This is a genomic window from Desulfosalsimonas propionicica (assembly GCF_013761005.1).
In the GTDB taxonomy this organism is placed as follows: Bacteria; Desulfobacterota; Desulfobacteria; order Desulfobacterales; family Desulfosalsimonadaceae; genus Desulfosalsimonas; species Desulfosalsimonas propionicica.
Genome location: NZ_JACDUS010000003.1, coordinates 139,934 through 165,747, shown reverse-complemented (window position 1 = coordinate 165,747; position 25,814 = coordinate 139,934). Strand labels below are relative to the sequence as shown.

25 protein-coding genes are annotated in these 25,814 nt (G+C 55.3%); 9 read left to right on the top strand and 16 right to left on the bottom strand.

The window, feature by feature from the left end:
• Positions 1–5 precede the first annotated feature (5 nt).
• Entirely contained in the window at positions 6–1,037 is a 1,032-nt protein-coding gene (locus tag HNR65_RS06740; protein ID WP_181550711.1) for a hypothetical protein, read from the bottom strand.
• Positions 1,038–1,146: 109 nt separating this feature from the next.
• Positions 1,147–2,844, bottom strand: a complete 1,698-nt coding sequence (locus tag HNR65_RS06735) for an alginate export family protein (protein ID WP_181550710.1) — start codon at positions 2,842–2,844, stop codon at positions 1,147–1,149.
• A 539-nt stretch (positions 2,845–3,383) separates the two neighbouring features.
• Here HNR65_RS06735 and HNR65_RS06730 point away from each other — a divergent pair.
• The 5 genes from HNR65_RS06730 (at position 3,384) to HNR65_RS06710 (ending at position 7,158) form a co-directional block, all read left to right on the top strand.
• Positions 3,384–4,292 carry a UbiA family prenyltransferase gene (locus HNR65_RS06730; protein WP_181550709.1) on the top strand — a complete coding sequence of 303 codons (909 nt, stop codon included), beginning with the start codon at positions 3,384–3,386 and terminating at the stop codon, positions 4,290–4,292.
• Between the two features lie 139 nt (positions 4,293–4,431).
• Entirely contained in the window at positions 4,432–4,884 is a 453-nt protein-coding gene (locus HNR65_RS06725) for a hypothetical protein (RefSeq protein ID WP_181550708.1), read from the top strand.
• On the top strand, positions 4,871–5,563 hold the full coding sequence (locus tag HNR65_RS06720; RefSeq protein ID WP_232364700.1) for a sulfite exporter TauE/SafE family protein: 693 nt from the start codon (positions 4,871–4,873) through the stop codon (positions 5,561–5,563). Before HNR65_RS06725 ends, HNR65_RS06720 begins: the two co-directional genes overlap by 14 nt.
• A gap of 4 nt (positions 5,564–5,567) precedes the next feature.
• The gene (locus HNR65_RS06715) at positions 5,568–6,074 is read left to right on the top strand and encodes a 3'-5' exonuclease (RefSeq protein WP_181550706.1); all 507 of its coding nucleotides are present in this window, start codon (positions 5,568–5,570) and stop codon (positions 6,072–6,074) included.
• 142 nt (positions 6,075–6,216) lie between these two features.
• Positions 6,217–7,158 carry a universal stress protein gene (locus tag HNR65_RS06710; protein ID WP_181550705.1) on the top strand — a complete coding sequence of 314 codons (942 nt, stop codon included), beginning with the start codon at positions 6,217–6,219 and terminating at the stop codon, positions 7,156–7,158.
• Positions 7,159–7,164: 6 nt separating this feature from the next.
• On the opposite strand, the gene HNR65_RS06705 is transcribed toward HNR65_RS06710, so the two are convergent.
• Complete coding sequence (locus HNR65_RS06705; protein ID WP_181550704.1) at positions 7,165–7,767, bottom strand: DUF2284 domain-containing protein; 603 nt, start codon at positions 7,765–7,767, stop codon at positions 7,165–7,167.
• Positions 7,768–7,801: 34 nt separating this feature from the next.
• On the opposite strand from HNR65_RS06705, the gene HNR65_RS06700 reads away from it, so the two are divergent.
• The 4 genes from HNR65_RS06700 (at position 7,802) to hgcB (ending at position 11,666) form a co-directional block, all read left to right on the top strand.
• The gene (locus tag HNR65_RS06700) at positions 7,802–8,578 is read left to right on the top strand and encodes a SagB/ThcOx family dehydrogenase (RefSeq protein WP_232364684.1); all 777 of its coding nucleotides are present in this window, start codon (positions 7,802–7,804) and stop codon (positions 8,576–8,578) included.
• A 403-nt stretch (positions 8,579–8,981) separates the two neighbouring features.
• Entirely contained in the window at positions 8,982–9,110 is a 129-nt protein-coding gene (locus HNR65_RS18145) for a hypothetical protein (RefSeq protein ID WP_269750862.1), read from the top strand.
• A gap of 808 nt (positions 9,111–9,918) precedes the next feature.
• Positions 9,919–11,115: a mercury methylation corrinoid protein HgcA gene (gene hgcA / locus HNR65_RS06695; protein WP_264175409.1), complete on the top strand. Its 1,197-nt coding sequence runs from the start codon at positions 9,919–9,921 to the stop codon at positions 11,113–11,115.
• Positions 11,116–11,333: 218 nt separating this feature from the next.
• Entirely contained in the window at positions 11,334–11,666 is a 333-nt protein-coding gene (gene hgcB / locus HNR65_RS06690) for a mercury methylation ferredoxin HgcB (RefSeq protein ID WP_181550703.1), read from the top strand.
• Between the two features lie 291 nt (positions 11,667–11,957).
• Here hgcB and ubiE read toward each other — a convergent pair whose 3' ends face one another.
• The 13 genes from ubiE to HNR65_RS06625 all read right to left on the bottom strand — a co-directional run bounded on the left by ubiE (position 11,958) and on the right by HNR65_RS06625 (position 25,780).
• Complete coding sequence (gene ubiE / locus HNR65_RS06685; RefSeq protein ID WP_181550702.1) at positions 11,958–12,773, bottom strand: bifunctional demethylmenaquinone methyltransferase/2-methoxy-6-polyprenyl-1,4-benzoquinol methylase UbiE; 816 nt, start codon at positions 12,771–12,773, stop codon at positions 11,958–11,960.
• On the bottom strand, positions 12,770–13,492 hold the full coding sequence (ubiG, locus tag HNR65_RS06680) for a bifunctional 2-polyprenyl-6-hydroxyphenol methylase/3-demethylubiquinol 3-O-methyltransferase UbiG (protein ID WP_220128309.1): 723 nt from the start codon (positions 13,490–13,492) through the stop codon (positions 12,770–12,772). Before ubiG ends, ubiE begins: the two co-directional genes overlap by 4 nt.
• Positions 13,493–13,547: 55 nt before the next feature.
• Positions 13,548–15,239, bottom strand: coding sequence for a hypothetical protein (locus HNR65_RS06675; protein ID WP_181550701.1), 1,692 nt, complete (start codon positions 15,237–15,239; stop codon positions 13,548–13,550).
• 111 nt (positions 15,240–15,350) lie between these two features.
• Positions 15,351–16,724, bottom strand: a complete 1,374-nt coding sequence (locus HNR65_RS06670; protein WP_181550700.1) for an alginate export family protein — start codon at positions 16,722–16,724, stop codon at positions 15,351–15,353.
• Between the two features lie 291 nt (positions 16,725–17,015).
• Positions 17,016–17,861, bottom strand: coding sequence for a sugar phosphate isomerase/epimerase family protein (locus HNR65_RS06665; protein ID WP_181550699.1), 846 nt, complete (start codon positions 17,859–17,861; stop codon positions 17,016–17,018).
• Positions 17,858–19,009 (bottom strand): inositol-3-phosphate synthase, encoded by a 1,152-nt coding sequence (locus HNR65_RS06660; protein ID WP_181550698.1) that lies wholly within the window; start codon positions 19,007–19,009, stop codon positions 17,858–17,860. Before HNR65_RS06660 ends, HNR65_RS06665 begins: the two co-directional genes overlap by 4 nt.
• Positions 19,006–21,507, bottom strand: coding sequence for a heavy metal translocating P-type ATPase (locus tag HNR65_RS06655; RefSeq protein ID WP_181550697.1), 2,502 nt, complete (start codon positions 21,505–21,507; stop codon positions 19,006–19,008). The genes HNR65_RS06660 and HNR65_RS06655 overlap by 4 nt, the downstream gene beginning before the upstream one ends.
• Positions 21,508–22,175: 668 nt before the next feature.
• Entirely contained in the window at positions 22,176–22,691 is a 516-nt protein-coding gene (locus HNR65_RS06650; RefSeq protein ID WP_181550696.1) for a c-type cytochrome, read from the bottom strand.
• Entirely contained in the window at positions 22,688–22,915 is a 228-nt protein-coding gene (locus tag HNR65_RS06645; RefSeq protein WP_181550695.1) for a hypothetical protein, read from the bottom strand. The genes HNR65_RS06650 and HNR65_RS06645 overlap by 4 nt, the downstream gene beginning before the upstream one ends.
• A 2-nt stretch (positions 22,916–22,917) precedes the next feature.
• A complete protein-coding gene (locus HNR65_RS06640; protein WP_181550694.1) occupies positions 22,918–23,193 on the bottom strand; it encodes a hypothetical protein in 276 nt (91 codons plus the stop codon).
• 15 nt (positions 23,194–23,208) lie between these two features.
• Positions 23,209–23,466 carry a cbb3-type cytochrome oxidase assembly protein CcoS gene (gene ccoS, locus HNR65_RS06635; protein WP_181550693.1) on the bottom strand — a complete coding sequence of 86 codons (258 nt, stop codon included), beginning with the start codon at positions 23,464–23,466 and terminating at the stop codon, positions 23,209–23,211.
• A gap of 11 nt (positions 23,467–23,477) precedes the next feature.
• Positions 23,478–24,413: a cbb3-type cytochrome c oxidase subunit II gene (locus HNR65_RS06630; protein WP_181550692.1), complete on the bottom strand. Its 936-nt coding sequence runs from the start codon at positions 24,411–24,413 to the stop codon at positions 23,478–23,480.
• Positions 24,410–25,780, bottom strand: coding sequence for a cbb3-type cytochrome c oxidase subunit I (locus HNR65_RS06625; RefSeq protein ID WP_332309018.1), 1,371 nt, complete (start codon positions 25,778–25,780; stop codon positions 24,410–24,412). The genes HNR65_RS06630 and HNR65_RS06625 overlap by 4 nt, the downstream gene beginning before the upstream one ends.
• Positions 25,781–25,814 lie beyond the last annotated feature (34 nt).

Below are 25,814 nucleotides of genomic sequence, written 5' to 3'. Positions count from 1 at the left end.
AGGCCTTATTCGGCCGGGGACATCAGAACGTAGTCACCGGGCTGCACGGCCTGCCCGTCAGCCAGAGAACAGGACGCCACATCATCGCGCACCATTTTTTCCACCCGGATCCGGGCTTTGGACGCATCCGGCACCCAGGCCACGGGCAGGCCTGCAGGGGTGTCCACCACCTGGCCCGAGGATACCACCGCAAATTCATCACCCGGTTTTACCCGGCTGGCCGCCCCGGTGCTAATGTAAATGCGGTTCTGCTTGACGGAAAACACCCGGCTGTGGACAGGCATGACATCCGCCTTTTGCTCGGCAAAATCAAATGCGCGCTGAAGGGCCTGCTGCACGAATTCTTCGGCCTGATCCCGGACTTCCAGCGTTTGGGTCATTTCCATGGGCGGGTAAACATATCCCAGGCCCGTATCCATCACCCGCAGGCCCATGGCCGCCCGGCCGGGGAAATCTTCGGGCAGGGAAAGGGAATCGACCGCCACCAGCAGGTGCGCCCCGGGATAAAGGGCCGCCTGCTGACCCACGCATTCGAGCATATCGCGGTTTGAACAGTCTGCGGCCGAAGCCACATCAGCGATCTGCTCCGGGCCGATCACCCGGCTCTGCTCCAGGATCAGGCCTGCGGCTGCGTGATGCAGCTGCCTGGGGGTGAAATCGTCTTTGGCATCGGGTCCGGCCATGAGCCCGATCTTGTAAACGCCCGTGGAAACGCTTTGCCGTGTTGGGGCAGGTTCAGCAGATGCGGCTTCTGCCTGAGTCTGCCGGCTCCTGGAATCCGCATGCGCCCAGGTGATGCCGGGCTTGTCATCCCTGGCCGATTTTTCCGGATAGGAACGCTTGAGAAAATAGTCGCCGGACAGGGTGCCCGGATGCTCGATGGTCATCCTGCGAACGTCTGCATTGGAATAGGCTTCACCTTCCTTTTTGTCCTCAGACATGATATCCGGCCCGCCCCCTCCGGCGCAGCCGGATAACAGCAACAAGCCGAGCACGCATACCATGAGTTTACCGAATCTGCTTTTTTCCTTGAACATCGCACCCTCCGAAACAAGTACCGGTTTGAACCAAAAATCCGGCAATGGCGGATTTTGCCCGCCATTGCCGGAACCATTGATATTTGATGCAAATAATACCAGCTATGCTTTAGAACTGCCAGATAAATTCCGCGCCCAGGCGATAGGCCACATCATCGCTTTCCTCGCCGGGACCGGCGGCTGTGGCAGACCGGGCAGCGGTCACATCATCCATCACCTCACCGGGGAACAACAGTGCAGCTTGTCCCTTGATAAAGGTGTTCTTACTCAGGGCCAGAAGCAGTTCATTGTCCCATTCCGTGCCCACGTAGCCGGAATCCACTTTGGTTTCCTTAAAAAATCCCTCCGCAGCAAGAGCCGGATCAGCCACCCAAGAACGCACGCTGATATCCTCATTCCACCAAAATGAATTGATGTTGCTCTTAAACATCAGATACCGTTTGGGAGTCAGGCTGAAGCCCAGGCTGGTCATGGTCAGACCCGGATTGTCGCCGCGTGCGGTTCCCAGGCCCGTAGTGTTTGGCAGCCCGCCGACCACAACAGGTGTGCCGTTTCCGTAAAGCCCGGGCAGGTAGCCGTAAAGCACCGTGCCCATCATGGTGTTGCCGTCGCCGATAATGGTGTTTTCGCCGCCAAACTTGGTCCAGCGCTGGAAAGCCATCACTCCGGTGTAGCCTTCCAGGTTGTCGTCTTCAGGATCATCATCACCCGAGGTATAAATAAATCCCAGGTGGGGCTTGAGCCCCCAGCCCGCGGAATCGCCCAGATCCAGCTCCAGATCCCCGGCAAAGGCAAAGGCATTGATGTCATAATCATCATGGCCATAGGCATATCTTCCATCAAGACCCGTGTCATCTGCCTGGCCGAACTGGTAAATTCCCTCCACAAAATAATTGACCAGCCCTGCACCGCCTTCATAGATCAGGCCCAGGTAATGCGAATCCGTATTGGGCGTATCACCGGTTTGTTCTGAAAGGACGTCTAGCAGACTGCCAGTGGCCACATTGCGAATCCGGTCATACATGTAAAGACCCGTCAGCCTGTTTGATTCAGAAACGTTGTAATTGAGATAACCTGTATACAGGTCCCGGTCCTCGTTATCACTGTCATTGTCAGTGGTCCACTCTATTTTAGAGTCTGCTCCCCAGTTGCTTTCCGACAGCTTGAAATATGCAACACTGAAATCAAAGGTGCCGTAATCCCCGTCCAGCCAGAAACCAGGGGCGTCATCACCGTAAGTCAAACCGGCCGGATCGGGCATGGCCCAGACATCCCAGCCGGCATTGAAACGTAGATTGGGATTAATGGCATAAGAACCTCTCAACCGCTCCAAACCGAAACCGCTACTGGTCTCTGACCCGCCCCGAGCATCAACCACTGACGTATCAATGGGCCTGTCAAACTCCAGGGCCGCATGAAAACTCCATTTCCGATCTCTGGGCATGGCGTTAAAATAAATCTGGGTTTCAGTGCGGATATAGTTTTCATTGACCCATCCCGACTCATTGCCGTGACCCTTGAAAAAACTTTTATCAATGTCTCCGTTAAGCAATTGCAAACCGTTTAAGTCATCGGAAAACCCGAAATCCCACTCGTTCTCACTGGTGGGAATGATCCGGGCCCGGGCGCCGAAGCTCATCATGATATTGCCGGGGGTCTCCAGGGCAATGGTGCCGGTGCCGGCCGGCCCGACCAGGGGATCATTGGCAAAATCAGGCGTGTCTTCCTGTGCCACTGCAGTCCCTGCTGTCAGAAGGGCTGCCAGTAAAATACCGGTGAATTTTAAAAACAATGTTGACTTGCGCATATTGTGTTCCTCCTTTGATGAAAAAAACATAAAAACCTTACTGCCGCCAAGGGGCCGGTTTGTCGGCCTGCCTGCTGTCATCACCTCCTTTCAGAAACCATGAATCCGCCTGCGCTGATCCATTTGCTGTTGTGATCATTGTTAATGCCGCAGTTGCAACGTTTGTATCTGACCTGATGAATCAATAATCATGCCAACAAACACGGTCTCAGCCGTCAAAACAGGGATACAGCCCGTTACTGCTGCCTGACGTCCGCATAAAAAGGCTTATGACGCCCGGCAGAATGATTTTTGTAACGTAAATGTAACGGCACAGTAACGTCACCGCAAAAAATTTTTTTGCCTCCCTGCCAGAATCTTAAAAACCTGCCGCAGCCCGGAAAAGCCGGTCTGTATAACAGGCACAACGCCTTTTTGTACAACCTAACGGCTTTGAAAAATCCTGCAAACCATTTCAATGCAGGCACTCGGGCCTGTCTGGCCGCAGCCATACTGAAAAAAACTGGAAACCCGGCCCTGAAAAGGTTATTTTATCAATCATGAATGCAATCAACCGAATCAAACTGTTTCTGGCCCTTTCGCGCACGCCCCACGGCATACTGGACATGGCCACCCCGGGTTTCTGCGTGCTGCTGTACCTGGGCGGCTTTCCGCCGGCGTCTGTCGCGGGCATCGGCCTTCTCACCGCATTTGCCGGATACACGGCCATCTACGCCTTCAACGACATCGTGGACTACAAAACCGATAAGGAAAAATATTCCCGGCCCACCGCATCCGAGGCCGGCTACCTGGATTCGCTGATGATCCGCCACCCCATGGCCCGGGGGCTGCTGCCGTTAAAAGACGGCCTGATATGGGCCGCAGGGTGGTCTGTGGTGGCCCTGATCGGCGCCTGGCTGCTAAACCCGGTGTGCGCGCTCATCTTTCTTCTGGGTGCCGTGCTGGAGGCGGGCTACTGCCTTTTGTGGCGGGTGAGTCCCTGGCGGGCGGTGGTCAGCGGATTTGTCAAAAACATGGGTGCTGCGGCGGCATTGTTTGCGGTGGATCCGGAACCATCGTTTATTTTTATGGCCCTTGTGTTTGCCTGCCTGTTTTTCTGGGAAATCGGCGGGCAGAACATCCCGGCGGACTGGATGGACATGGACGAGGATCGCAGACTGGCCGCCCAGACCATCCCGGTGCGCCTGGGGGCCCAGAAATCCGCAACCCTGGCCCTTGCATGCCTTGTGATCTCGGTTGTGTTCTGCGTAATCCTGTTTTTGATCTCATTTCCCGGCGCCGGGGCCGTCGCACCCCTGGCAGCGATTGTCATCAGCAGCGGGCTTTTGATTGAGCCGGCCTTCCGGCTTTACCGGGGCCTTGGCCGCGAAGACGCTATGGCGCTTTTTAACCGGGCCAGCTATTTTCCGGTTTCCATGCTCATGATCGTGCTGATCATGATAATTTAAGTTTTAAGTTTTAAGTGTTAAGTGTTAAGTGATTAAGTGATTAAGTAAAACAGAAAAATCAAGCGGTTAAGGCAGTCGGCAACACAGAGGCTTTGAACTGCAAAAATATAAAAGGAATAACCCAAAAAAGGGGAGAAACATGGATCCAGCTTCGAACCGATGTTTGGCGATGGCGAGAGTGGCTTTGGGGGCGGCAATTTTTCTTGCACTCGCAGCTGCAGCCGCCCCGGCTCTCGCCCAAAACCCGGAAGTCCGAACCACGTGCAATATTCACCAGGGACCCTGCAGCGCCGAGCTTGCCGGCCGCAACGTGGAACTCGACATTTCGCCAAAGCCGGTAAAGGCCATGGAGGAACTTGAGTTTCGCGTGACCATCAGCGGAGACAGGCTTTCAGCGGCGCCTTACATCGATCTTGGCATGCCGGCCATGAAAATGGGACCCAACCGGGTGGAGATGGTGCAGCAGAAGGAAAACACCTGGACCGGCAAAGGTGTAATCGTGCGCTGTCCCAGCGGCAAGACCACCTGGTTTGCCCGGGTAACGCTGCCCGAAACCGGCACAGCCGAATTTGTCTTTGATGTGGTCTACTGAATCCATATACGCGGTGTTTCTGGCCACGGGATTTACCGTTGGCTTCGGCCACTGCATCGGGATGTGCGGCCCCATCGTGATTTCGGTCTCCCTTCAGCTAAAGGACCGGCCCTCGTTTTTGCCCCAGCTGTATTACAACATCGGCAGAACCATCACCTATTCGCTGCTGGGGGCGATTATGGGCGCAACCGCCTCGTTTACCCGGTTTGCGTCGGAAATCGGGGGATTTCAGAAAACGATTCTGGTGTTTGCGGGCGTGCTCATCATTGTCATGGGCCTGGCCATGACCGGATGGGTGCCGGCGGGCCGGATTTTTCAAAACGCCCCGCCCCTTGCCGGGTTTGCCCGGGCCGGATTTAAACGGATTCTGGATGCAAGACGCGCGGTCCTGTTTCTGCCTTTGGGCATGGTCCTGGGGCTTTTGCCCTGCGGGCCGGTGTATACGGCCATGATTGCCGCGGCCCGGATGGGCATGGAGGCCGAATCCACGTTCGGCGGCATGATCTCCGGGGCCGGCGTCATGGCCTGCTTTGGCATCGGCACCATACCCGCGCTGCTGTTGCTCTCCCAGGTTTCCAATGTCAAATGGCTCAAACACCGGGATCTCATCTACAAGTTCGGCGGGGTGATGATGATTCTGGTGGGGATTTATTTCACCTGGAAAGGATGGACCTATTAGCCCCATGTTCATCATCGACTTTGAAGCCTCCAGCCTGCGCAAAAACTCCCATCCCATTGAAGTGGCCTGGGGATGCCGGCCCGATGCCGATGCCATTGAATCCTACCTCTTAAACCCGGACTGCATGGCCGGCTGGACCGACTGGAACCCCAAGAGCTTTGAATTCCACGGCATCACCTTGGAACAACTCCGGCAACACGGCCATGATCCGCGGAAAGTGGCGGAAAAAATGGTCAGCGACCTTGCCGGGCAGTCGGTTTATTCAGATGAACCCCATTTTGACATCCGGTGGAAAAACCGCCTGCTGGCCGATTCCGGATATGATCCCTCCCTGGTGAAAATACTGGACTTAAATACCTGGCTGGCCCGCATGGCGCGCACGCCTTCGGCGAACCAAAGCGTAAACGATCTTGTCTGCACCTTTGAATGCAGCGAAAACAGCCGACACCGGGCTGCGGCAGACGTGTTCTGGCTGCTGGAATTTGTCAATCACGTCAGGCAAAACTGCTGACCCTTCCCTGCTCTCCCCAAAAACCCCCTGCAAATGTGTTTTGGTCATAAACCGGATTGCAATTTCGGCTGTCCGGATTAATGATTAAAATATATTCGGCCATATTGTTTAGACTGACCACCAACACAACCGGGAGAGAACCATGAAAAAATTTTTAATGCCGGCAGATGATTCCATCTACACTGTCCAGGCCATGCAGTACATGGCAGCAATGGCACCGGTATTTCAGGATGCCGCTTACATGCTTTTCCATGTCCAGCCCAAAATATCAGAATACATCCGGGAAGAATCCCAAAAAGACCCTGCGGCCATGGAGGAACTCAAAAAATTCAACAACAGAAACGAGGCCCTGGGCAAGGAGCTTCTGGAGGATCTGAAAAAGCGAATGATGCGCATGGGCGTGGCTGAAGACAAAATCACGGTATCCACCCGCAAATGCCGGGAAGGAAGGGCCAAGGACATCATTGATGAGGCCCGGATAGCATCGGCTGATGCCATTGTCATGGGCCGCAGGGGCGTTTCCCGGTTTGCGGACACGTTTATCGGCAGCACCACCAAAAACGTTATCGAGCACAACCCGGACATTCCCGTATGGATGATCAGCGGTGAAGCCCCATCCAAAAATATTCTGCTGGCCGTGGACGGCTCCGTGGATTCGGCCAAGGCCCTGGATTATCTTCTGGATATGCTCCGGGAAAATCCGGATGCGGGCCTGACGCTGTTTCACGTGCAGGCCTCGTTAAGAGACACCTGCGGCCTTGATTTTGAGCAGCAGGCGGATTCAGGCGAGGAAAAGGCTTTTGCCCGGGTGATTGAAAAAGCCGGCCGCCAGTGCATTGATAATTTCATGGGACTTGCCCGTGGCAAGCTCAAAGAAAAGAAAATCAACGAAAACCGGATGAACCTCAAAGTTGTTCCGGCACGGTTTGATGTGGCCGGCGCTATTTTGGAAGAATTCAAAAATCAGGGTCACGGCACCCTGGTCATTGGCAAGCGGGGTATGAACAAACGGTTTTTCATGGGCAGTGTTTCCAATTACCTGATCCGGCACATGGAAAACGGCGCATTGTGCATTGTTCCGTAAAACCACTTACAGCAGCACCAGGCCGCAGAGGCTGGACATGCCGATGACCTCGGCGCCGTTTTCATGGACAACACCCTTAAACGGCCATCCGGCCGCCTCATAAAGTTTTGTTACGTTGATGCCGAACCCGGACATGGACTCTCTGGCCCGGTCCGGGTTCCGGCATTGCCCGTTTTCACCGATAACCCGGCATTCCAGAAAATCACGGCAAAACACCTTTTTACAGGAATTTCCGGCATAGCCCCGGGCGTTTGCAAACCCGAGTGCAACGGCTCTCTGTTCAATGCCGGCCGCGGTTTCATGCAGGAGCTGAAACAGCTCCCGGCCCTGACCGGAATACAGGATCGCGGACGGGACCTCGATTTTGAAAAAAATCGCGAAATCCACTGTCTCCAGCCGTTTGCGCATGGCTCCGGGTCCGCCCACATTCGGGGGGCAGCTTTTGGAAAGCCCGTAATTGATGCACTTGGGCCGAGTGCATTTTTCCGCCAAACTGTCTTCCACCACAATGCTTTCCGGGGCAAGCACCACCGCATCGGTTGCGCCCATATCCCTTGCCGCAGAAAGCAGATCATCGAGCTTTTGCTTGGTTGTCGTCAATTTCTCCATTTCCCTGTCCAACCATTTTTTGTCATGTGCCGCCATGATGATTAAGTTTGATATTATGGAAAAACCAACCAAGGATTACAAATATTTTTTAAAAGACACCATCCGTCTGCAGGTGGATTTTTCACAAACCGCCCAATCCAGGGGGCTTGCGCCTCCGCCGCTGCAAAAGCCATGCGCGGCGGAGGCCGAAAAAATCTCCCTGCCTCCGGCCCGGGACTGGCAAACCATTCAGCCGGTTTCCGTGGTGGATGCCATTGCCCGCAGGCAATCACGCAGGGCTGCTACCAAAGGCGACATGCCGCTTTCTGAGCTGTCATTTCTGCTGTGGGCCACCCAGGGTATCCGGCAGCAGGCCGGGCCCTATAACGCCCTGCGCACTGTGCCTTCAGCCGGGTGCAGGCACTCCTTTGAAACCTATATTGCAGCCTTCCGGGTGGAAGGGCTGGAAAAGGCCATTTACCGGTACCTGCCCCTGAGCCATGAACTTGTCAAAGAAAAAGCACCCGAAAATCTGGAACAAACCATGACCCGCATGGCCATGGGCCAATCCTTTGCCGGAAAAAGCGCGGCCACGTTCATCTGGACCACCATTCCGGCCCGCATGGAATGGCGCTACGCCGAGGCCTCCTACAAGGTCATTGCCCTGGATGCCGGCCACGTCTGCCAGAACCTGTATCTGGCCTGCGAAGCCGCGGGCTCCGGCACCTGCGCCATTGCCGCCTATGACCAGGCGTATTGCGACAAAATCCTGGGCATCGACGGACAACAGGAGTTCACCATCTACATGGCGCCTGTGAGCAAAATCACATAAAAGCCATTAAGATCAAACCGGCCAGTTACAGCTCAAATCCCATCTGAACTTTCAAGACTTGGCAATCTTTCCACACCTCTGTACCGGAATTTTGCAAGTTTGGAGGAAGGAAGCCCTGCGGCCGGGGCCGGTTTTTTTCGCTCCGGATCGTTTTTGCGGATTCAGCCAATGCCTTCGCCGAAATTTCAAAAACTCGGGCATTCGCCCTCAAACAGTTTGAAATTTTCCGGCTCCGGCATTGGCTGAATCTCTTCGCAAAAAAGATCAATGTCGCTTCAAAAACCCGGCCCCGCCCTTCGGGCTTCCTTGGGGCCCTATCCCGAATTCGATACCTCAGTAAAACCTGGAGCCCCCTTTTCGGACTAATCAACGCTTTGGGCATCCAAATTCAAAAAAACTCTTGATGAAAAAGCAGTTGCTGGCACATATTTCCAGAGCCCTGGCCATGAGCCGGAGCGGGGGTGATTTGTTTGGCTGCATTGGCGCGGTTTCGGCAAAGATCGAACCGGGGCTTTGGCGCCCGGAATTTTAAACTGTTTGAGGGCGATCCGCCCGAGTTTTTAAAATTCCAGCCAAAGTACCGGGACGATCGCCGAAACCGCGCCGCAGACAAACAAACCACACCCGAACCGGATCATGCAAAAACCGTCACAAGCGACTTCTGTCGATGCTGCGATTGTCACGTCTCCTGCGATTGAAGGAAGGAAGCCCTGCGGCCAGGGCCGGTTTTTTTCGCTCCGGATCGTTTTTGCGGATTCAGCCAATGCCTTCGCCGAAATTTCAAAAACTCGGGCATTCGCCCTCAAACAGTTTGAAATTTTCCGGCTCCGGCATTGGCTGAATCTCTTCGCAAAAAAGATCAATGTCGCTTCAAAAACCCGGCCCCGCCCTTCGGGCTTCCTTGGGAACCTCTTCCAAATCCGATAACCCTGTAAATCACCTCTCCAGACCTATCAGCCCTATATCGATGTTCAAATGCAAAGGATATTCCGGTAAAAAAACAGGTGCTGCCGCATGTTTCCAGAGCCCTGGCCATGAGCCGGGGCGGGGGTGGTTTGTTTGGCTGCATTGGCGCGGTTTCGGCATAAGATCGGACCGGGGCTTTGGCGCCCGGAATTTTAAACTGTTTGAGGGCGATCCGCCCGAGTTTTTAAAATTCCAGCCAAAGTACCGGGACGATCGCCGAAACCGAGCCGCAGACAAACAAACCACACCCGACGCGGCTCATGCGAAAGCCTTCCCAAAACCGGTTTTTGCAGAAGGTCCCCCTGGCCAGGAAATTATTGACCTCAATCCGGTTTGTCCGTATTTTGTAAACTCATGCAAAAAGGTATCAAAAAATGACAAAACAAAGCGCGATACAAAATCAATCAGAACAACATACGGACCTGAGCCTGTCGTCCAAGGGTGTGCAGCTCGGGACAGGACCCGGGGCCTCATCCTCCGGGTGCTGACCGTCGGATCAAGCGGGCCGGTCGGCCCCGCCGGATGTGAATCAGCCGTTTGTCAGGGGTACGATATCGACTCCCGCAGGCAACCTGCCTGTAGTTTCAGGAAACCTTGGCCCGGCAGACCGCCTGGGCACAATCAAAACCCGTCTGGGCATCGGACGGATGACCTACACCGTGGATCCCGGCCTTTACGCCATGGGCACCCCGGATGAAAACAGCCCGGTGCTGGTTACGGCCAACTACAAAATGAGCTTTGACCGGCTCCGCAGGGCCTGGCACCCGAAAGACGCCTGGATCCTGGTACTGGACACCAACGGAATCAATGTCTGGTGCGCTGCGGGCAAAAAAACCTTTGGCACAAATGAACTGGTAAGCCGGATTCAATCAAGCGGCCTTGCAAACATCGTTTCCCACCGCAAAATCATCCTGCCCCAGCTTGCCGCACCCGGTGTGGCCGCCCACAAGATCAGACGGGCCTGCGGGTTTACGGTGGTCTACGGCCCTGTGGAAGCCGAAGACCTGCCGGCATTTATGGACAAAGGAATGACAGCCACCCGGCAGATGCGCACAAAGCGCTTTCCCATGGAAGAGCGCGCGGTGCTCATTCCCATGGAATTTTTTCCGGCGGCAAAATGGATGGCCTCCCTGATGCTGATTTTTTTTCTGCTGGGCGGAGTGGGCTTTTCCGGGGCCTGGTGGGCTGGCGTGCGCATTCACGGAACCTTTGCAGCCCTGATGCTTGCAGGGGGACTGGTGGCGGGATCCGTTCTCACCCCGCTTTTGCTGCCCTGGATTCCAGGCCGGGCGTTTGCCGCAAAAGGCGCCATTGCCGGGCTGCTCACATCATGTGCAATTGCCGCCGCTGCCGGCCAGGCTTTGAACCATCCCGGTTTTTGGATGGAAGCTGCGGGCATGGCACTGATTGCAACAGCTGCGGCCGCCTTTATGGGCATGAATTTTACCGGCGCTTCGGCCTATACATCCCTTTCCGGTGTACGCCGGGAAATGCGTGCGGCCGTGCCCGCCATGATTGCCGCAGCAGTTGTGGGCCTGGTGCTTTGGACCGCTGCCCGCTTTATATTCTGATCCGCCGGAGGGGCTTGCATTTCTATGAAATCAGCATCATTGTTAAACAAGATAAATAGTGCCCGAACGAAAACCAGGATTTTTCGTCAAGGTCAAGGACGGCGAAAATTTTAACCGCAGGAATACTCGACGTATTTTGAGTATTAAAATTTGAGCCGGACGCAGAGATTGGCGAAAAAGACGGTTTTCGTTCAGGCACTAAATAAGTGAGCAAGACTATGGGAACCACATCTTTTACATACCTGAAAAACGTCACCACCCTGGAACTGAATCCGGAGCTGTGCACAGGCTGCGGCATGTGCACCATGGTCTGCCCCCGGGAGGTGATGGCCCTGGCAGACGGCAAAGCCGAAATCGTCAGCCGCGATGACTGCATGGAATGCGGGGCGTGCGCCCAAAACTGCCCCACGGCCGCAATCACCGTGGATGCCGGGGTAGGATGCGCCGCAGCGGTAATCAACAGCATGCTGGGACGCACCGGGGATTCGTGCTGCTGTGTTGTGGAGCCTGACGGAAAATCCCGGCCCGAATGCGGACCCGGCTGCTGCTAAAAACTGACCCGGCCGCAGGGAGCTTTTCCTCAAGAAACTTTGAAGAATGTGAAAATGCTTCCAAGGAAGTCCAAGGGCGGGGTGGTTTTTTGAAGCGACATTGAACGTTTACGGAAAAATTCAGCAAACGCCGGAGCGTGAAAATTTCAAATTGTTTGAGGCCGACAGGCCGAGTTTTTGAAATTTTAAGCGAAGGCATTTGATGAATCCGTAAACGGTCAGGAGCGAAAAAATCCACCCCGACCGAAGGGCTTCCTTCCCGCAACGACATGGGATGATATAAAAAGGATTTTACGATTTTGTTCCCGTATGAATGGCGGCAATGCCGTTTGTCAGGCGGGTAAAACGGACTTTTGCAAATCCGGCCTGCTCAAACATGGCCGCCAGCTCCTCCGGAGTGGCAAACATGCGAATGGTTTCTGAAAGACATGCATAAGATCGGTCTGACCCGGCCAGAACCCGGCCGGCAGCCGGCATCACCGAAAACGAGTACCAGTCGTACAATGCCCGGAACACCGGATTCACCGGCTTTGAAAACTCCAGGCACATGATCCGTCCGCCGGGTTTCAATACCCGGTGCATTTCAGAAATCCCCTGCCGGATGCTGGTCAGATTCCGGATCCCGAATCCCACCATGGCCGCGTCAAAGGCGTTGTCCGGCAATGCCATTTCTTCGGCATCCCCGAGCACGCAGAAAATCCGGTCGCGGTATTTGCGGTTCTGCGGGCGCATCACGCCCGCGCGCATCATTTCATGATTCATGTCATAGATAACCGCCCTGCCCTGCGCCCCGATCCAGCCCGCGGCATACACGGCCAGATCCCCGGTTCCGCCGCACACGTCCAGCACCCGGTCGCCCGGCTTTAATCCCAGCATGGCCACGGCATTTCTTTTCCAGGCGTAATGGATTCCAAAACTCAGCACCGTGTTCATGAAATCATATCTGGGCGCCACCCGGTTGAAATGGGCCAGCACAACCTGTTTTTTCCGGTCGGCCGGCAATTTTTCCAGCCCGAAATAGGTGTACCCGGATGCATCTGAATCCGGATCCGCCACTTTTTTTCTCACCCCGTGGTCAAACCAGCCGGGAATCCGATGAAATGTCATTGAATTGAAGCCTTTGTAAAATGCATAATATAATTCATCCGCAGGCTCCGGGTCAGCCAGGACTTGCGCACAACAGGCATGTACATGAACCCGGAACAATCCGCCAGGATCAGCCCGGCATCCCGGCCCCATTGGACCAGTTCCTCCGGGCGGATCAGGCGATTATATTCATGGGTACCTTTTTCAGCAATCCCCAGAACCCGCTCTGCAACAAAAATCACCAGCAGGCGCGCGGCCAGCGTTCGGCTGATGGTGGAAAAAAACACGTGCCCGCCGGGTTTGACAAGGGCTGCGCACTCGGCCGCCACTGCAGCCGGATCCGGAACGTGCTCCAGAAACTCCATGCAGGCCACCACGTCAAATGCTGATGAATTACGGGCGGCCATCTCTTTTGACGAAATCTGTTGATAGTCGATGTCCAGGCCGGCGTCCCGGGCATGCCGCCGGGCCACGGCAAGGACATCCGGGGACAGATCAATACCGGTCACCCGGGCACCGGCCGCAGCCAAAGCCTCGGACAAAATCCCGCCGCCGCAGCCCGCATCCAGGATGGATTGCCCGGAGATCCCGCTTTTTTCCCGGATATAGCCCACCCGCAGCGGATTGATGTCATGCAGGGCCTGCAAGGGTCCTTTCGGGTTCCACCACAAGGCGGCCTGGCCGGAAAACCGGGCCAGCTCCCTGGGATCGGTATTTTCACGTTCCGGAAGCATTGACATGGGGGTAAGCTCCTGGGAAATATGGATTCATGGTATGTATTATAACATGTAAATTTTACTCCAAGTCAAGGGTATAAAACCGGCTTGCCGGATTTTTGTCAGAGCCCCGGGTATTGACCAGCCAGATTTTTCCGTTCACCGCACCCATACCCTGTATTGCCTTTTCAAGAAAATCACTTCCGGGCGCGCTTTCATATCCGCTTTCAGTGAAATCAGTGACCGAGACCCTGCTTTTTCTCACATCCGCACCCATGCCCGAAAGGGAAAACCACGAGGTATCCGCGGCTGCCGCAAGCAGCTCCGGCGTGCCGTCATTGTCCATATCAACTGCCGCCGGCGGGGTTTCAAGGGTTACTGTAGTAAATATCCTGTCTTTTGCACCGGGATTTAAATCATAGGTGAAGTGGTTGAGACTGCCGCCAATGTTGTCTGCTGATTCGTAAACAACGCCCTGTGTGCTGTGGACAAAAAGCTTTCTGTTGCGTATATAGGCGATCTCAGGTGTTTTGTCGCCTGACAAATCCGCAAACACGGCCCCCAGGACCGGAAATCTCCGGGGAAGATCAAAAGCGGGAGACCGGGCCTTTATACGGTCGGATTTTAACATAAGCTGTCTTGTTTTGCCGAAAAAGGTGTCTCTGTCAAGCTCTTGTGCAAGCAGGGTTTCCGGGGTTCCGTTGCCGTCTGTGTCAAAAGCGGCCATAAGGTAGTCAAGCCCCCGCTCAACAGGCGTCAGCCTGCCCTGCTGCCATATAAACACTGTTCCGTCGATTTTTTTGCCGCTTTCCTGGCTGTAGCCGCGGTTGTCATCCACCGCTGCTGTAACAGCAAGGTAGAGGTTTTCGCTCTGAGCGGGCCGCCACCAACTCACCCAGAGAATCTGCCCGGGAAGGGCGGTATCTGCCTTAAAAACCGGCTCAAATTTTTGCTCAGGAGCGTAAATCAGGATCTGTGAGCCGTTGGTGGCTGCTGCCAGCACCCGGCCGCCGTGGCCGGTGAAATCGGCCTGAAGGATACGCTGGTCAGCCTGCCCCTCAGGGTTTAGAAGAAAATTTACCTTACTGCGGGCCCGCCAAGATCTTTTGCGCTCCATCAGGGACGGCTCCCCCCGGACTTGCGTATCCCCGGCAAAATCTTTTAATTCATAACTGCGGATCAACCCCAGCTCAGGCCCCCGGATTTCCAGCCTGTCTTTGCGCAGAAAAAAATTAAGCCCGTTTACTGCCTCATCCTTTGTGATCCCATCGTCGGCCTCTGCATAGTCCTGCCATTCAAGGTCCGGGAGCTCATGGCGGAGGCGGACAAACAAAGCCTCGCCCTTTTTGGTGTAATCCGTGAAAACAGCGGGCATACCGCTGTAGCGCGCCACCCGGTCACCGCGTTCAAACTCCCGGCCTGCCACAGGCGCGGCAAAGCAATAATTCTGTTTAACCCGCCTTACCGCCAGAACACCCTTTTTTTTCTCAAGCATGCCAATTGTCTCGCCTGTTTCCGGGTGTGTCAGCTCCCTGCCCTCGCCGGAAACCGACAGCAGATCGCCGGCCCTGACGCCCTGGTCCTTTTTCAGGTCCACAACATAGGCCCCGTTTTCACGTGCGAGTATGTAGCCTGAAACCGGCTCCAAATCCTTTTTGACCTCCCCGACAACCCCAGCTGAGGCGGCAGCGCAAAACACAAGCCCTGCTGAAAAAGCAAAAGCAATGCAGCACAGAAATTTTCTGCAAACCGTCACTGTGTTTTTTCCCAAGATATTGCCTCCCATAATTTTATTTCCACCTAGATTGAGGTTCCAGTTCTTTCGGGTGAGAAAGAAGGCCCGGCTGCTGCCGGGCCTTCTTGTCAGATGGTGCTCCGGTTTTTAAAAACCATAGCGCACGCGCGCGGTGGTGCGGAATACGTCTTCTTCCTCGCCTGTGTCGCTGAAATAGCCCATTGCATCGTCTGCGAAAAGATAGCCCGCATTTAAGGCCACTTCAAGGTTGGAATAAAGCTTGTGGGAAATGTAGGCATCGATTTCCAGGCCCAGCTTGTCTTCTCCGTTTGGCAGATCCTTTGCTGTCATGGCATAGATAAGTGCGCCGCCGATGGTTGTTTTGTCCGTCATCTTGTAATCCGCCCCAAGCCTGTTGAAAATCATGCCTTTGTCCAGGATGTAGGGGGCTTCGGTAAAGTAGTTGTCATCCGTGTATCCGCCCTCGAAGAATATGATGCTGTCAAAGGTGTCCACATCAGTTGCGGTGAAGTTGTCCCGGTCGCCGTCTTCACGATTGTCGTCTCCTGAGGCATACCAGCCGGTGTAGGTCAGCTTCAGCCGATCAATGTTGACCCCGGCGTCCGCATGCACGAAAAAAGCGCTGATATCCGCATCCTCGCTGATATCATTTTTGATTTCCCCGCCCTGGTACATCAGGTCCCAGTTCATAAAAAAATTCCCAAAGTCTGTGGGGGTGTTAAATGAGCCGTCAGTGCCCAGGGTGTACATGTCAAAGTCGCTTTCGGCGAACTGTTTTACGAGATAATTGGAACCCGGATAGCTGCTGCTGAGATCTGAATCGGTTCCGCTTACAAGGGAATCAGACCGCTGATACAAAACGAAAACACCTGATTCAACATCTTGTGCAGGTGAAAAATCTCCCCTGACAACGAAGCTGTCAACATCTTCGAGAAGATCATCATCATCGTCGCCATTAAAAAATTCCCTGCCCCGCATCCAGGCAAGCTTATAATCGAACGCGTTTGCCTTGCCCTTGTACTGAACCCCCATTGCGGTTTCTTTCCACACATAACTGTTGACCGCAAAGGGCTGCAGGCCGATGAATACCCTTCCGTCCGTGTTGGGAACGGCAAAATCAGTGTATGCCCAGCGGGTCTCGATGTTGACATCGTCGCCTGAAAAATCGCCGCCATCATCACCGTCGCCGTAGCGCATTGCGCCGAGTTCAATTGCATATGTCCCCTTAACAGCCCCGTCGTTGGTGGCTGCAGTGGCCCAGAGGCGGTACTTGATATCCCCCCAGAGCTCGTCCACCCCGTCTTCCTGGATTGCCCGATCCTCGGGCTCTACATCCCAGTTTGACGCAACCCCCTCAACACCATCATACATGTTTGCCTGATTGGTATATAAGTTAAACCGGTTGTTTAAGTCACCGTGAAATTCGATTTCCGCGGCGCCAGCCTGTGTGCACAATCCTGCAACAAATACTGCAGCCAGAACAGCAATAAACTTTTTCATCGTCTTCCCCCCTCTGATTGAAAGTTGAAAATCATGGCGGAATCCGCACATGTTTCTTTATTCTGCATCTAAACGGGAAAATCGGACATCACCTCCTTTCATATAAAGCGGGTTTATCTGAAAACAGGCGTACTGTGGATCCGGCCGGATATTTTGAGGGCTTGAACAGCGATTATCTGTTTTAACAAAGTTTAACGGCAGGCCGACATATTTTCAACAATATTTATGAAAATAAAAAAAGGGGGGCGGATGTCATCAAATTTGACAGCAGGCGCACCGCTGGGGGGGGCATCACGCGATATTGATCCCGGCTTCGGCAAACAAGGGCCGCAGATGCTCCAGGCTTTTTCTGCCGGCAATTTCCGGGGCATTGATATAAGGGTACAGCTCCAGGGAAATATCGCCCTCATAGCCAAGCTTTTTCATGACCGCAAACACTTCGGCAAAATCAATGGCCCCGTCTCCGGCCGCAAGATGCTGGTGAATCCGACTGTTGCCGATGTCTTCAATATGCACGTGCCCCACCCATTCAAACAGGGTTTCAAACGCAGCAGCCGGATTTTCGCCGGCACAGAAAAAATGGCCGATGTCAAAATTGATCCCTGCCATGGGGGAATCAATGCGCCGGATAAAATCAAGAAACTCGGATGTGCGCTCAATCATCAGATCCGGTTCCGGCTCCACCAGCACCCGGATGTTGAGTTCCTCTGCCAGGGGGAGGACTTCCGCGATTCCTTTGTGAAACAGCATCATGGATTCATTGCGCAATGCCCCGTCAAGCGGTCCGCCCGGGGGCACGGAGATGTTTTTGGCCCCGAGAAACGAAGCGATCCGCAGGCAGTCAAGGGTGTGATCAATGCGCATCTGCCGCCTTTCCGGATCCTGCTCGATCCAGGATGGCAGATAGGTGTCGCCCACGGCAAACAGGGTAAAGCTGTTTAAGTTGGTGACAGACAGGTTGTGCTCATTGAGCAGGGACTTGAGGCGGGCCAGCCGGGCCTGATCATAATCCGGGGGATAGAGGTGCGGCCGGTCACACATGATCTCCACGCCGAAAAATCCCAGGTCGGCGATTTTCTGTATGGATTCATCCAGACTGTAGCGTGTAAACGCGTTGGTGCTGTAGCCGAGTATCACGGGCAGATCTCCTTTTCCAGTTTCTCCAAAGCCGCCATCTGCTTTTCAAAGCCTACCGGCCCGTCTGGTCCCACGGGCTTTTTAAAGAAAAATGCCAGTTCCGGCACCGGGCCGGAGCGCCCGGCCAGGGTCAGGGCCGCCATCCACCGGGCCAGATCCATGACCATGGGCGCGGCCAGAATCGAGTCCCGGCCCTGAAGGTTGATCCGCATGCTCATGGGCAAGCCGAAAATCCCTTCAAAATCGATCACGTCCCAGGCCTCCTTGGCATCGCCCCGGGGGGGATAATAGTCGATGTGCACCTTGTGGGCGGACCTGTTGTGGCGTTTTTCGCCTGGCGCGTATCCGAGCACCTCTTCGAGCACCCCGGTCTTGTTGTCAAGCTTGCAGGCCGCGTACTGCGGGTCCATGAGATTTTCCCCGTCCGCGTTGCCCAGGATATTTAAGCTGTACCAGCCATTGACATGCAGGCGGCGGGCCAGAAGCGATGAGGCCAGCACCACCTTGAAATAGGTCTGACCGGTCTTGCCGTCTTTTCCGGCCAGGGGCACCCCGGCGGCTTCCGCCGCGCTGACAAGCGCCGGGATTTCCAGGTCATTGGGCGTGAAATTGACCACTGCAATGCCCGATTCCACGGCAGCGGCCGCATACACGATATCGGCCGGCACCCGGGCGGCGGCTTGATACAACTGCTCAAGGGTTGAAAATCCGTGCAGCTCATGGCAGACGCCTGCGGGCAAAAGATTGGCAAAAACCGGCACCAGGCCGGGCTGCTGGTTCCGGAAAGCGGCCATGTCGGCTTTGACCTGGGCCACCTGCTCCTTTACACCCATGCCCGCATCCGGTGCCGGCCGGACATCAATTTTGTTTAATTCCGGTATGCACGGCTCCCAGAGGCTTTTTTCCAAAACCCCGCAGCAATCAAGGGCCCTGTCAAAAGAAACCGGATCCGTGTCCCATCCGGCCACGGTCATTTGCCCGGCTTTGCCCAGAAAGGGAAATTTTTCCCCTGTTGTCAGATACGGCAGCACGTTTTCAGGCTGGTTTTGCATGATGGCCGCAGATGCAGCCACGGTTGAGCCGATGGCGCCCTTGATGCCTGCGGCCAGCAGGAGTACGCCTTTTTTGGATTTTTCGGTATTTGTCATGTTATCCTGTCTGCTGTTTTTTCCCTGGAAATAAGCACCAGGGTGTTGCCGGTGACACTCAGGCTGCTGGCCATCATGGCGGCCACGGCCACAAGGGGGTTTAACAGCCCGCTCATGGCCACTGGTATGGCCACGGCATTATAGACAAAAGTAAACCAGAGATTCTGCCGCACGGTTGCCGTCACCCGCCTGGCAAGTGCCTGAAAATCCATCATCCGCGCGGGATCGCTTCCCATCAGCGTTACATCCGATGCCCGGCGGCCGATGTTGTTTCCGCTGTGCACCGCAATTCCCAGATCCGCAGCAGCCAGGGCCGGAGCATCGTTGATCCCGTCGCCCGCCATGGCGGCAAAATATCCCCGGGTTTTCAAATCCGTTACAAAATCGGCCTTATCCGCCGGGGTCATATCACCCCGGCTTTCGTCAATTCCCAGGGCCCGGCCCACGGCTTTAGCGGTCTGCGTGCTGTCTCCGGAAACCAGCGCCACCTGCATGCCCTGGTCTTTTAAGGCCCGGACCAGTCCGGAAGCCGACTGCCCGGGCAGATCCCCGAAGCAAAAAATGCCTGCGGCAATGCCGTCCACAGACATATACACATAAGACAAATACCGGGTCTGCGTCAACTCCGGGATGCCGGGGGATCTGTCCGCACCTTCGATTTCCCGGCCCAAAAACGTCTCCGAGCCCATCCGGACCCATTTCCGGTCCATGCGGCCGCAAATCCCGTTTTCCTCTTCTGCCACATCCGAGACACGTGCGGGTGGGATTTTCTGTTTTTCTGCCGCATCCAGTACGGCTCCGGCCACCCGATGCCCGGAGCCGGCCTCCAGGCCGGCGGCAATGCCAAGAAGTGTGTCTGCATCCCAGCCGCCGAGGGGATAAACCTCTGCCAGCTTCCAGTTGCCGGCCGTCAGGGTGCCGGTTTTGTCAAACACCACGGCATTGACCCGGCCAATGCGTTCAAATGCGGTAAAATCATGGATGAGAATGCCCCTTTGCGCGGCCAGGGAAATACCGGCCACCCGGGCCAGTGGAATGGCCACGCCCAGGGCGCACGGACAGGAGATCACCAGCACGGTCACCGCCCGGATCAGCGACTCGCGAAAATCCAGGCCCGCGGCAAACCAGGCCGCACCGGTCAATACCGCCAGCAGCACCACGGCGGGCACAAAATACCGAAGAACCCGCTCTGATGCATCCTCCACCCCGGTCTTTTTTTCCAGGGCATCTTCCATGACGGAAATCAGCTGGCCGGCTGTGGACGCCTCTTCCACGGCTGTTGCCCGAACCCGCAGATCCCCGGAAATCAGCCGGGTGCCGCTGCTGACCGGATCACCCGCATTTTTGACCACCGGCCGGGCCTCGCCTGTGAGGGTACTTTCATCTGCCCGGCCCTGCCCGGATACCACCACGCCGTCTGCTGCCACGACATCATTTTCCAGAACCCGGAAGACATCGCCTTTGCCAAGCATCCGGGCATCCACAAACCGCCCGCCCGGGCTGTCATCGGTGCAGATCCGGACCTTTTTGGGCAGCAGGTCAAACACCCCGGAAATCCGGGCCTGGATTTTGTCTTTAACCCACTGCTCGGCGGCCTTTCCGCCAAGTACCAAAGTGATGAGCATGGATGCGGTATCAAAATAAAGATGAATGCTGTTGTGATAAAAATGATAAAGGCTGTAGAAAAAAGCCGCACCCGCCCCCAGAGAAATTAAGGCTTCCATGCCCGGGGCACCGGCCGTTACCCCGGAAAACGCCTTTTGGTGAATGGGGGCGCCGCCGTAAACAAAAACAATGGCGGCCATCACCAGAATCGGCCAGGAAATGTATGCGGTGCCAGCCGTGGAAAGTTCGGTGAAAAACCCGGAATACAGGGCAAAGGAGAGCATCATCACGTTCATGGTCAAAAAGGCGCAGACTCCCAGCCGCAGATACGCGCCCGCCGTTGCCCCGCCGGTTCCCTCCCCGGCCGGGGCGGCCTGGTAGCCGAGTTTGGCAATGGTCTTGAAAATTGTGTGAGGGGCGTTTTTCACCGGGTCATAGACCACCTTTGCCCGGTCTGTCACAAACCGGCAGTCCGCGCTGAAAACCCCGGGCTGCTGCCTGAGGGATTCCTCGATCACCCAGGCACATGCCGGACACCACATGCCGTGCAAATCCAGATCCAGGGTCAGGCACCGCTCTGCTGAACCCCCGGGATTCTCAGGAGCCTCTTTTTCTGCCGCATCCGTTTCCGGTGCGGCCGCGCCGGCCTTTTGACCGCCCTCCCGCTGTTCCAAATCCTGCTGGGATGCCGGAATGATCCCGGCGTCCACACACCGCTGAAAAATCTCGGTTTCCCGGAATGCAGCCGGATCCGTGGCCCCAGAGGCCTCCATGATCATGGAATATACCTGCCTGCAGCCCTTGCAGCAAAACACCAGCCTGCGCCCGTCCATCTCGTCTTCCACGGCTGTCTGCCGTATCTCCAGACCGCATAAATCACATGTTTGCTTCATTTCCCGCGCAAGCTTTCCAGACATGAAATAGAGTTAAAAAAACAAACCGCTATCTGCGCATGTCCCGACTGCAGGGACATCAAGGATAACAGACGGTTGGCCGCGAGCATCCCCCGGAGCGGGGAAACTTGGAGGAAGAAAGCCCGAAGGCCGGGGGCGGGTTTTTTCGCTCCTGAGCCTTTTTGCGGATTCAGCCAACGCCTTTGTGAAATTTTAAAAACTCGGCCTGTCGTCCTCAAAAAATTTGAAATTTTCCCGCAAAAATTCTCAATGTCGCTTCAAAAACACGCCCCCACCCTTCGGGCTTCCTTGGGGACCGTTCCCAAATCCGATAACACTGTAAAACACATTGGCAACACCCTTCCGGACCGACCTCACACCGGTATTCGAAAACAATTGCTGGCAAATATTTCCAGAGCCCTGGCCATGAGGCGGGGCGGGGGTGGTTTGTTTGGCTGCATTGGCGCGGTTTCGGCATAAGATCGTCCCGGGGCTTTGGCGCCCGGAATTTTAAACTGTCTGAGGGCGATCCGCCCGAGTTTTTAAAATTCCAGCCAAAGCCCCGGGACGATCGCCGGAACCCCGCCGCAGACAAACAAACCGCCCCCCGTCCCTGCCTCATACGAAAACCACTGGCTGCACCTCTGTATCCAAGGCTTTGGCTTTGTTTATTTCCCAAGGTGTTTGACAAAGGCGATCACCCGCCAGCGGTCCTCCGGGGTGATGGAAGCGTGCAGGGGCGGCTGGCGGCCGTTTGGGGTGCCATAGCTGATGGAATGAAACATCTGCCCTTCATGCATGGACTGCACTGCACTGGATGTCAGGTCCGTGGGCAGGGGCGAAAAACTCTGGCCCACGGTTGCCATGCCGTCATAATTTTTTCCGTGGCAGTGAACGCAGAAACGCGCGTAAACCGTTTTACCCCGGGCGATGATATCCGCATCGGCCTGCGGCCAGGGAGAGCTGAGTTCTTCTGCCGGGGTTGCCCGCAGCTGGGCCTCACCGCCGGAAAACGGCACCACGCCTTTGGTCATGGTGTCCATGGGTCGTTCCTGGGGCTTGATGGCCGGGGTCTCCCACATGCGGCCGGCGGACATGAGATTGTCATAAACCGTGATCACAGCGTAAACGCCCACAGCCAGCACCACACCCAAAACCCCCAGTACCGCGATCCGCTTGATCATTTCCCGTCAGCTCCCCGGATATGCTGCGGATTGGGCAGCAGTTCATACTCGCCAAAAGGCGAAGAGGCCGGAACGTCTTTTACCGTGCCGTAGTCCCACCCGGGCTGGCCCAGATCGCCCACCACTGCAAAGGCAAAAAACCCCTTTGCCAGAATCAGCACCAGCAAAAGGCTGATAATCACCCAGGAACGCAGCACACTTTCATGTTTGCTGTTTTCTTTCATCTCTAGATCACCACCTGAAACATTCCAATAAACAGAATATAAAAAAACGCCCACACCACGGTGCCGGCAATGATAAAGGTCATGGCCAGGGGAAATGGCGCATTTCGGCTTTCAATCCCCTCGGGATAGGAATGCACGATTTCCTGCATGCGCTTTTGATCATTTCCGGACCGAAGATGCGAATATCCCAGGGCCAGGCCCAGCAGCAGAATAAATCCCAGGGCCGGAAACAAATAAATAAACACATGGATATTGTTCAACAGTTCAAAAATTCTCATAATCCCGCCTCTTTTCTAAAAAGATACCAGCGCAAAAACTAGCACTGCCGCACTTGCGGCCAGCCCGGCACTGGCCAGAAACCCGAGTGTGAGAAATTCCAGCCGCCCCATGCGTGAACTTTGAACTTCGCCGGCATTTGGCTCATCTTCCAGGGGCAGAAAGCGCGCCCGCTGCTGTTCGGAAAACTGGCCGTTTTTCAGGGCCCAGACAAACAAGCCCACTGCAAGGAAAATCCCGATGCCCATATAAGCCGCAAAATAAGGAAAATACATCGCAACTGCTCCTATGGCTCATAAGATACGTCAATGCCGCCGATATCCTCGCCGGCATCGCTTTGATTGATGAAATACTCGGCCACGTAATTGCCCACATCCCAGATTTTTTCCGATTCCAGATGCTTTTTGAAATACGGCATGGCCGTGCCGGTGATGCCGTTCATGATCTGGTAATACAAAATCCCGCCGGTAATGCCCCGGTCCTTTAATACCGTGAAATTTAAAGGCGGCGGATACAGATAGGGCTGGGCCGGGCCCATGCCGTCGCCGATGGGGCCGTGGCATCCCATGCAGAAATCCTGGTAGATCTTGTGGCCCCGGGCCAGCCCCCCCTCTGTGGTGGGATAAGGGTTGGCCATTTTTCGCCAGGTCTCGGGCACATGATCATGGAGCCATTGCACGTTTTTGTCCGGTCCCTTTTCATAGGCAGCCACAGCCTGCTCTTTCCATTTGTTCTGCCGGGCCATGCGCCTGTCTGCATCCTTCATCCCAAGGCTCTGGACATAGGCGGTGAGTTCCTGAATTTTTTCCTCTCCCAGAAAGGCAAACGCCGGCATGATCGACAACGGGCTGGTATAGCGGGGATTGGCAAAATGGGCCATGTGCCAGTCATCCGGGTGCTCGCCGCCCTGCTGGGACAAATCCGGGCCCGTGCGCTGGGAACCCAGCAAAATGGGCCGGTCTGCCACGTAATCGCCGGCATCGGCAATGCGCTCAGCCCCGAGTCCCCAGTCAATGCTGCGGATGGACTGGCTGTGGCAGTACACGCACCCATTTTCAATATAAATCTGCCGGCCCGCGGCCTCGGCATCGGTTCTCGGACGGAATATTTCAGATGGTTGGGTCTGGTTGGTGTGATAATAAGGCAGCACCACCACTACGGCCACCACCGCAGCCAGGATGAGCACGCTTCCGGCAAATATTACCGCAGGGGTCATTTTCATTTTCCACCTCCTGCAGGCATAAATACCGATCGGATGATGTTATAAAACCCGATAATGGCGGAAACAAAAATAAGCACCCCCAGCCCGGCCCGAATCACGTAATACAGGTGAATTTCCGGCAGGACCCGATAGACGGTTTCCCCGTTTAGCCAGGCATTGCCCTGAATGAGTCCGGCAATGGTTAAAATCACCGTAAAGCCCACCACCCCGATTAAAATCAGCCAGTACTGAAAATCCGCCAGAAACCGGGAGAAAAGGGGTTTGCCGGTAATACGGGGCAGCACGTAATAAAGCCCGCCCAAAGCGATCATGCCGGAAAATCCCAGCACTCCGATATGGGCATGGCCCACCACCCAGTTGTTAAAATGAGTCACCCGCTGCACCTGGGGCAAAGCCATCATGGAGCCCTGGATGCTGACAAAAAAATACATGATGGTGCCGGTAAACACGAACTTGGCCCCGATATCGGCATGAATGGCCCCGAGTTTGCCTTTGGCCGTATACCAGATGTTGATGAGAAAGGCCGCAACCGGAATCACCATGGCAATGCTGTCAACAATGGCCACCACTTTGAGCCAGGTGGGCACGGGCACCTGAAGCAGGTGATGGGTGCCGATGTGGGTGTAGACCACGATCAAAGCCCAGAAACCCAGCAGTGACAGCGTATGGCTGTAAAGGGGGGCCCGGACCGCCTTTGGTATCACGTAATAGGCCACGGCAATGGAAAACGGGGTCAACAGCAGACCGAAAATGTTGTGCCCGTAAAACCACAGCAAAATCGCGTCCGGAATCCCGGTCAGGGCCCCGCCGTCGGGCTGCCAGATTACATTTCCCAGGGCATAGGTGAGCATGGTCAAAACGGCCGCCGCACACGCATACCAGACAGAAACATAGATCAGGGGTTCTTCACGTTTTTGCACGGTCATGAAAAAATTGACCGTAATCATAAAAAAAGCCAGGACCACCAGCAAATCCACCGGCCAGATCAGTTCGGCATACTCCCGGGCCTGGGTATGGCCTGAAAGCAGGGTGACAACCAGGGTGACCAGCATGACATTCCAGGCAATCACCGTTGCCACCCCCAGCTTTTCACTGTAAAGCCGGGTCTGCAGAACCCTGGGGAAAAAATAAAACACCGCTCCCAAAAGCCCGGGGGTTGCAAAACCGAAAAGCACCAGGTTCACATGGGTGGGCCGCACCCGGCCGAAACTGAGCCAGCCAATATTTTCGGTCAGATCCGGGGCAATCAGCTCGGTTGCCCCCAAAAGCCCCATGAACGTGGCCGCCATCATCCAGAAGGCCGAAGTCAGGCAAAACCCCTTGGCAGTGGCATAATCGGATCTTTTGATGGGTTGGCTCTCTGTCACGCGGTATCCTTTTTCAGCGCCATTGCATTAATGA

Coding starts and splice junctions, on each gene's coding strand:
- HNR65_RS06740 (WP_181550711.1), bottom strand. CDS start 1,037: ATGTTCAAGGAAAAAAGCAGATTCGGTAAACTCATGGTATGCGTGCTC.
- HNR65_RS06735 (WP_181550710.1), bottom strand. CDS start 2,844: ATGCGCAAGTCAACATTGTTTTTAAAATTCACCGGTATTTTACTGGCA.
- HNR65_RS06730 (WP_181550709.1), top strand. CDS start 3,384: ATGAATGCAATCAACCGAATCAAACTGTTTCTGGCCCTTTCGCGCACG.
- HNR65_RS06725 (WP_181550708.1), top strand. CDS start 4,432: ATGGATCCAGCTTCGAACCGATGTTTGGCGATGGCGAGAGTGGCTTTG.
- HNR65_RS06720 (WP_232364700.1), top strand. CDS start 4,871: ATGTGGTCTACTGAATCCATATACGCGGTGTTTCTGGCCACGGGATTT.
- HNR65_RS06715 (WP_181550706.1), top strand. CDS start 5,568: ATGTTCATCATCGACTTTGAAGCCTCCAGCCTGCGCAAAAACTCCCAT.
- HNR65_RS06710 (WP_181550705.1), top strand. CDS start 6,217: ATGAAAAAATTTTTAATGCCGGCAGATGATTCCATCTACACTGTCCAG.
- HNR65_RS06705 (WP_181550704.1), bottom strand. CDS start 7,767: ATGGAGAAATTGACGACAACCAAGCAAAAGCTCGATGATCTGCTTTCT.
- HNR65_RS06700 (WP_232364684.1), top strand. CDS start 7,802: ATGATGATTAAGTTTGATATTATGGAAAAACCAACCAAGGATTACAAA.
- HNR65_RS18145 (WP_269750862.1), top strand. CDS start 8,982: ATGAAAAAGCAGTTGCTGGCACATATTTCCAGAGCCCTGGCCATGAGC.
- hgcB (WP_181550703.1), top strand. CDS start 11,334: ATGGGAACCACATCTTTTACATACCTGAAAAACGTCACCACCCTGGAA.
- ubiE (WP_181550702.1), bottom strand. CDS start 12,773: ATGACATTTCATCGGATTCCCGGCTGGTTTGACCACGGGGTGAGAAAA.
- ubiG (WP_220128309.1), bottom strand. CDS start 13,492: ATGTCAATGCTTCCGGAACGTGAAAATACCGATCCCAGGGAGCTGGCC.
- HNR65_RS06670 (WP_181550700.1), bottom strand. CDS start 16,724: ATGAAAAAGTTTATTGCTGTTCTGGCTGCAGTATTTGTTGCAGGATTG.
- HNR65_RS06660 (WP_181550698.1), bottom strand. CDS start 19,009: ATGACAAATACCGAAAAATCCAAAAAAGGCGTACTCCTGCTGGCCGCA.
- HNR65_RS06655 (WP_181550697.1), bottom strand. CDS start 21,507: ATGAAGCAAACATGTGATTTATGCGGTCTGGAGATACGGCAGACAGCC.
- HNR65_RS06650 (WP_181550696.1), bottom strand. CDS start 22,691: ATGATCAAGCGGATCGCGGTACTGGGGGTTTTGGGTGTGGTGCTGGCT.
- HNR65_RS06645 (WP_181550695.1), bottom strand. CDS start 22,915: ATGAAAGAAAACAGCAAACATGAAAGTGTGCTGCGTTCCTGGGTGATT.
- HNR65_RS06640 (WP_181550694.1), bottom strand. CDS start 23,193: ATGAGAATTTTTGAACTGTTGAACAATATCCATGTGTTTATTTATTTG.
- ccoS (WP_181550693.1), bottom strand. CDS start 23,466: ATGTATTTTCCTTATTTTGCGGCTTATATGGGCATCGGGATTTTCCTT.
- HNR65_RS06630 (WP_181550692.1), bottom strand. CDS start 24,413: ATGAAAATGACCCCTGCGGTAATATTTGCCGGAAGCGTGCTCATCCTG.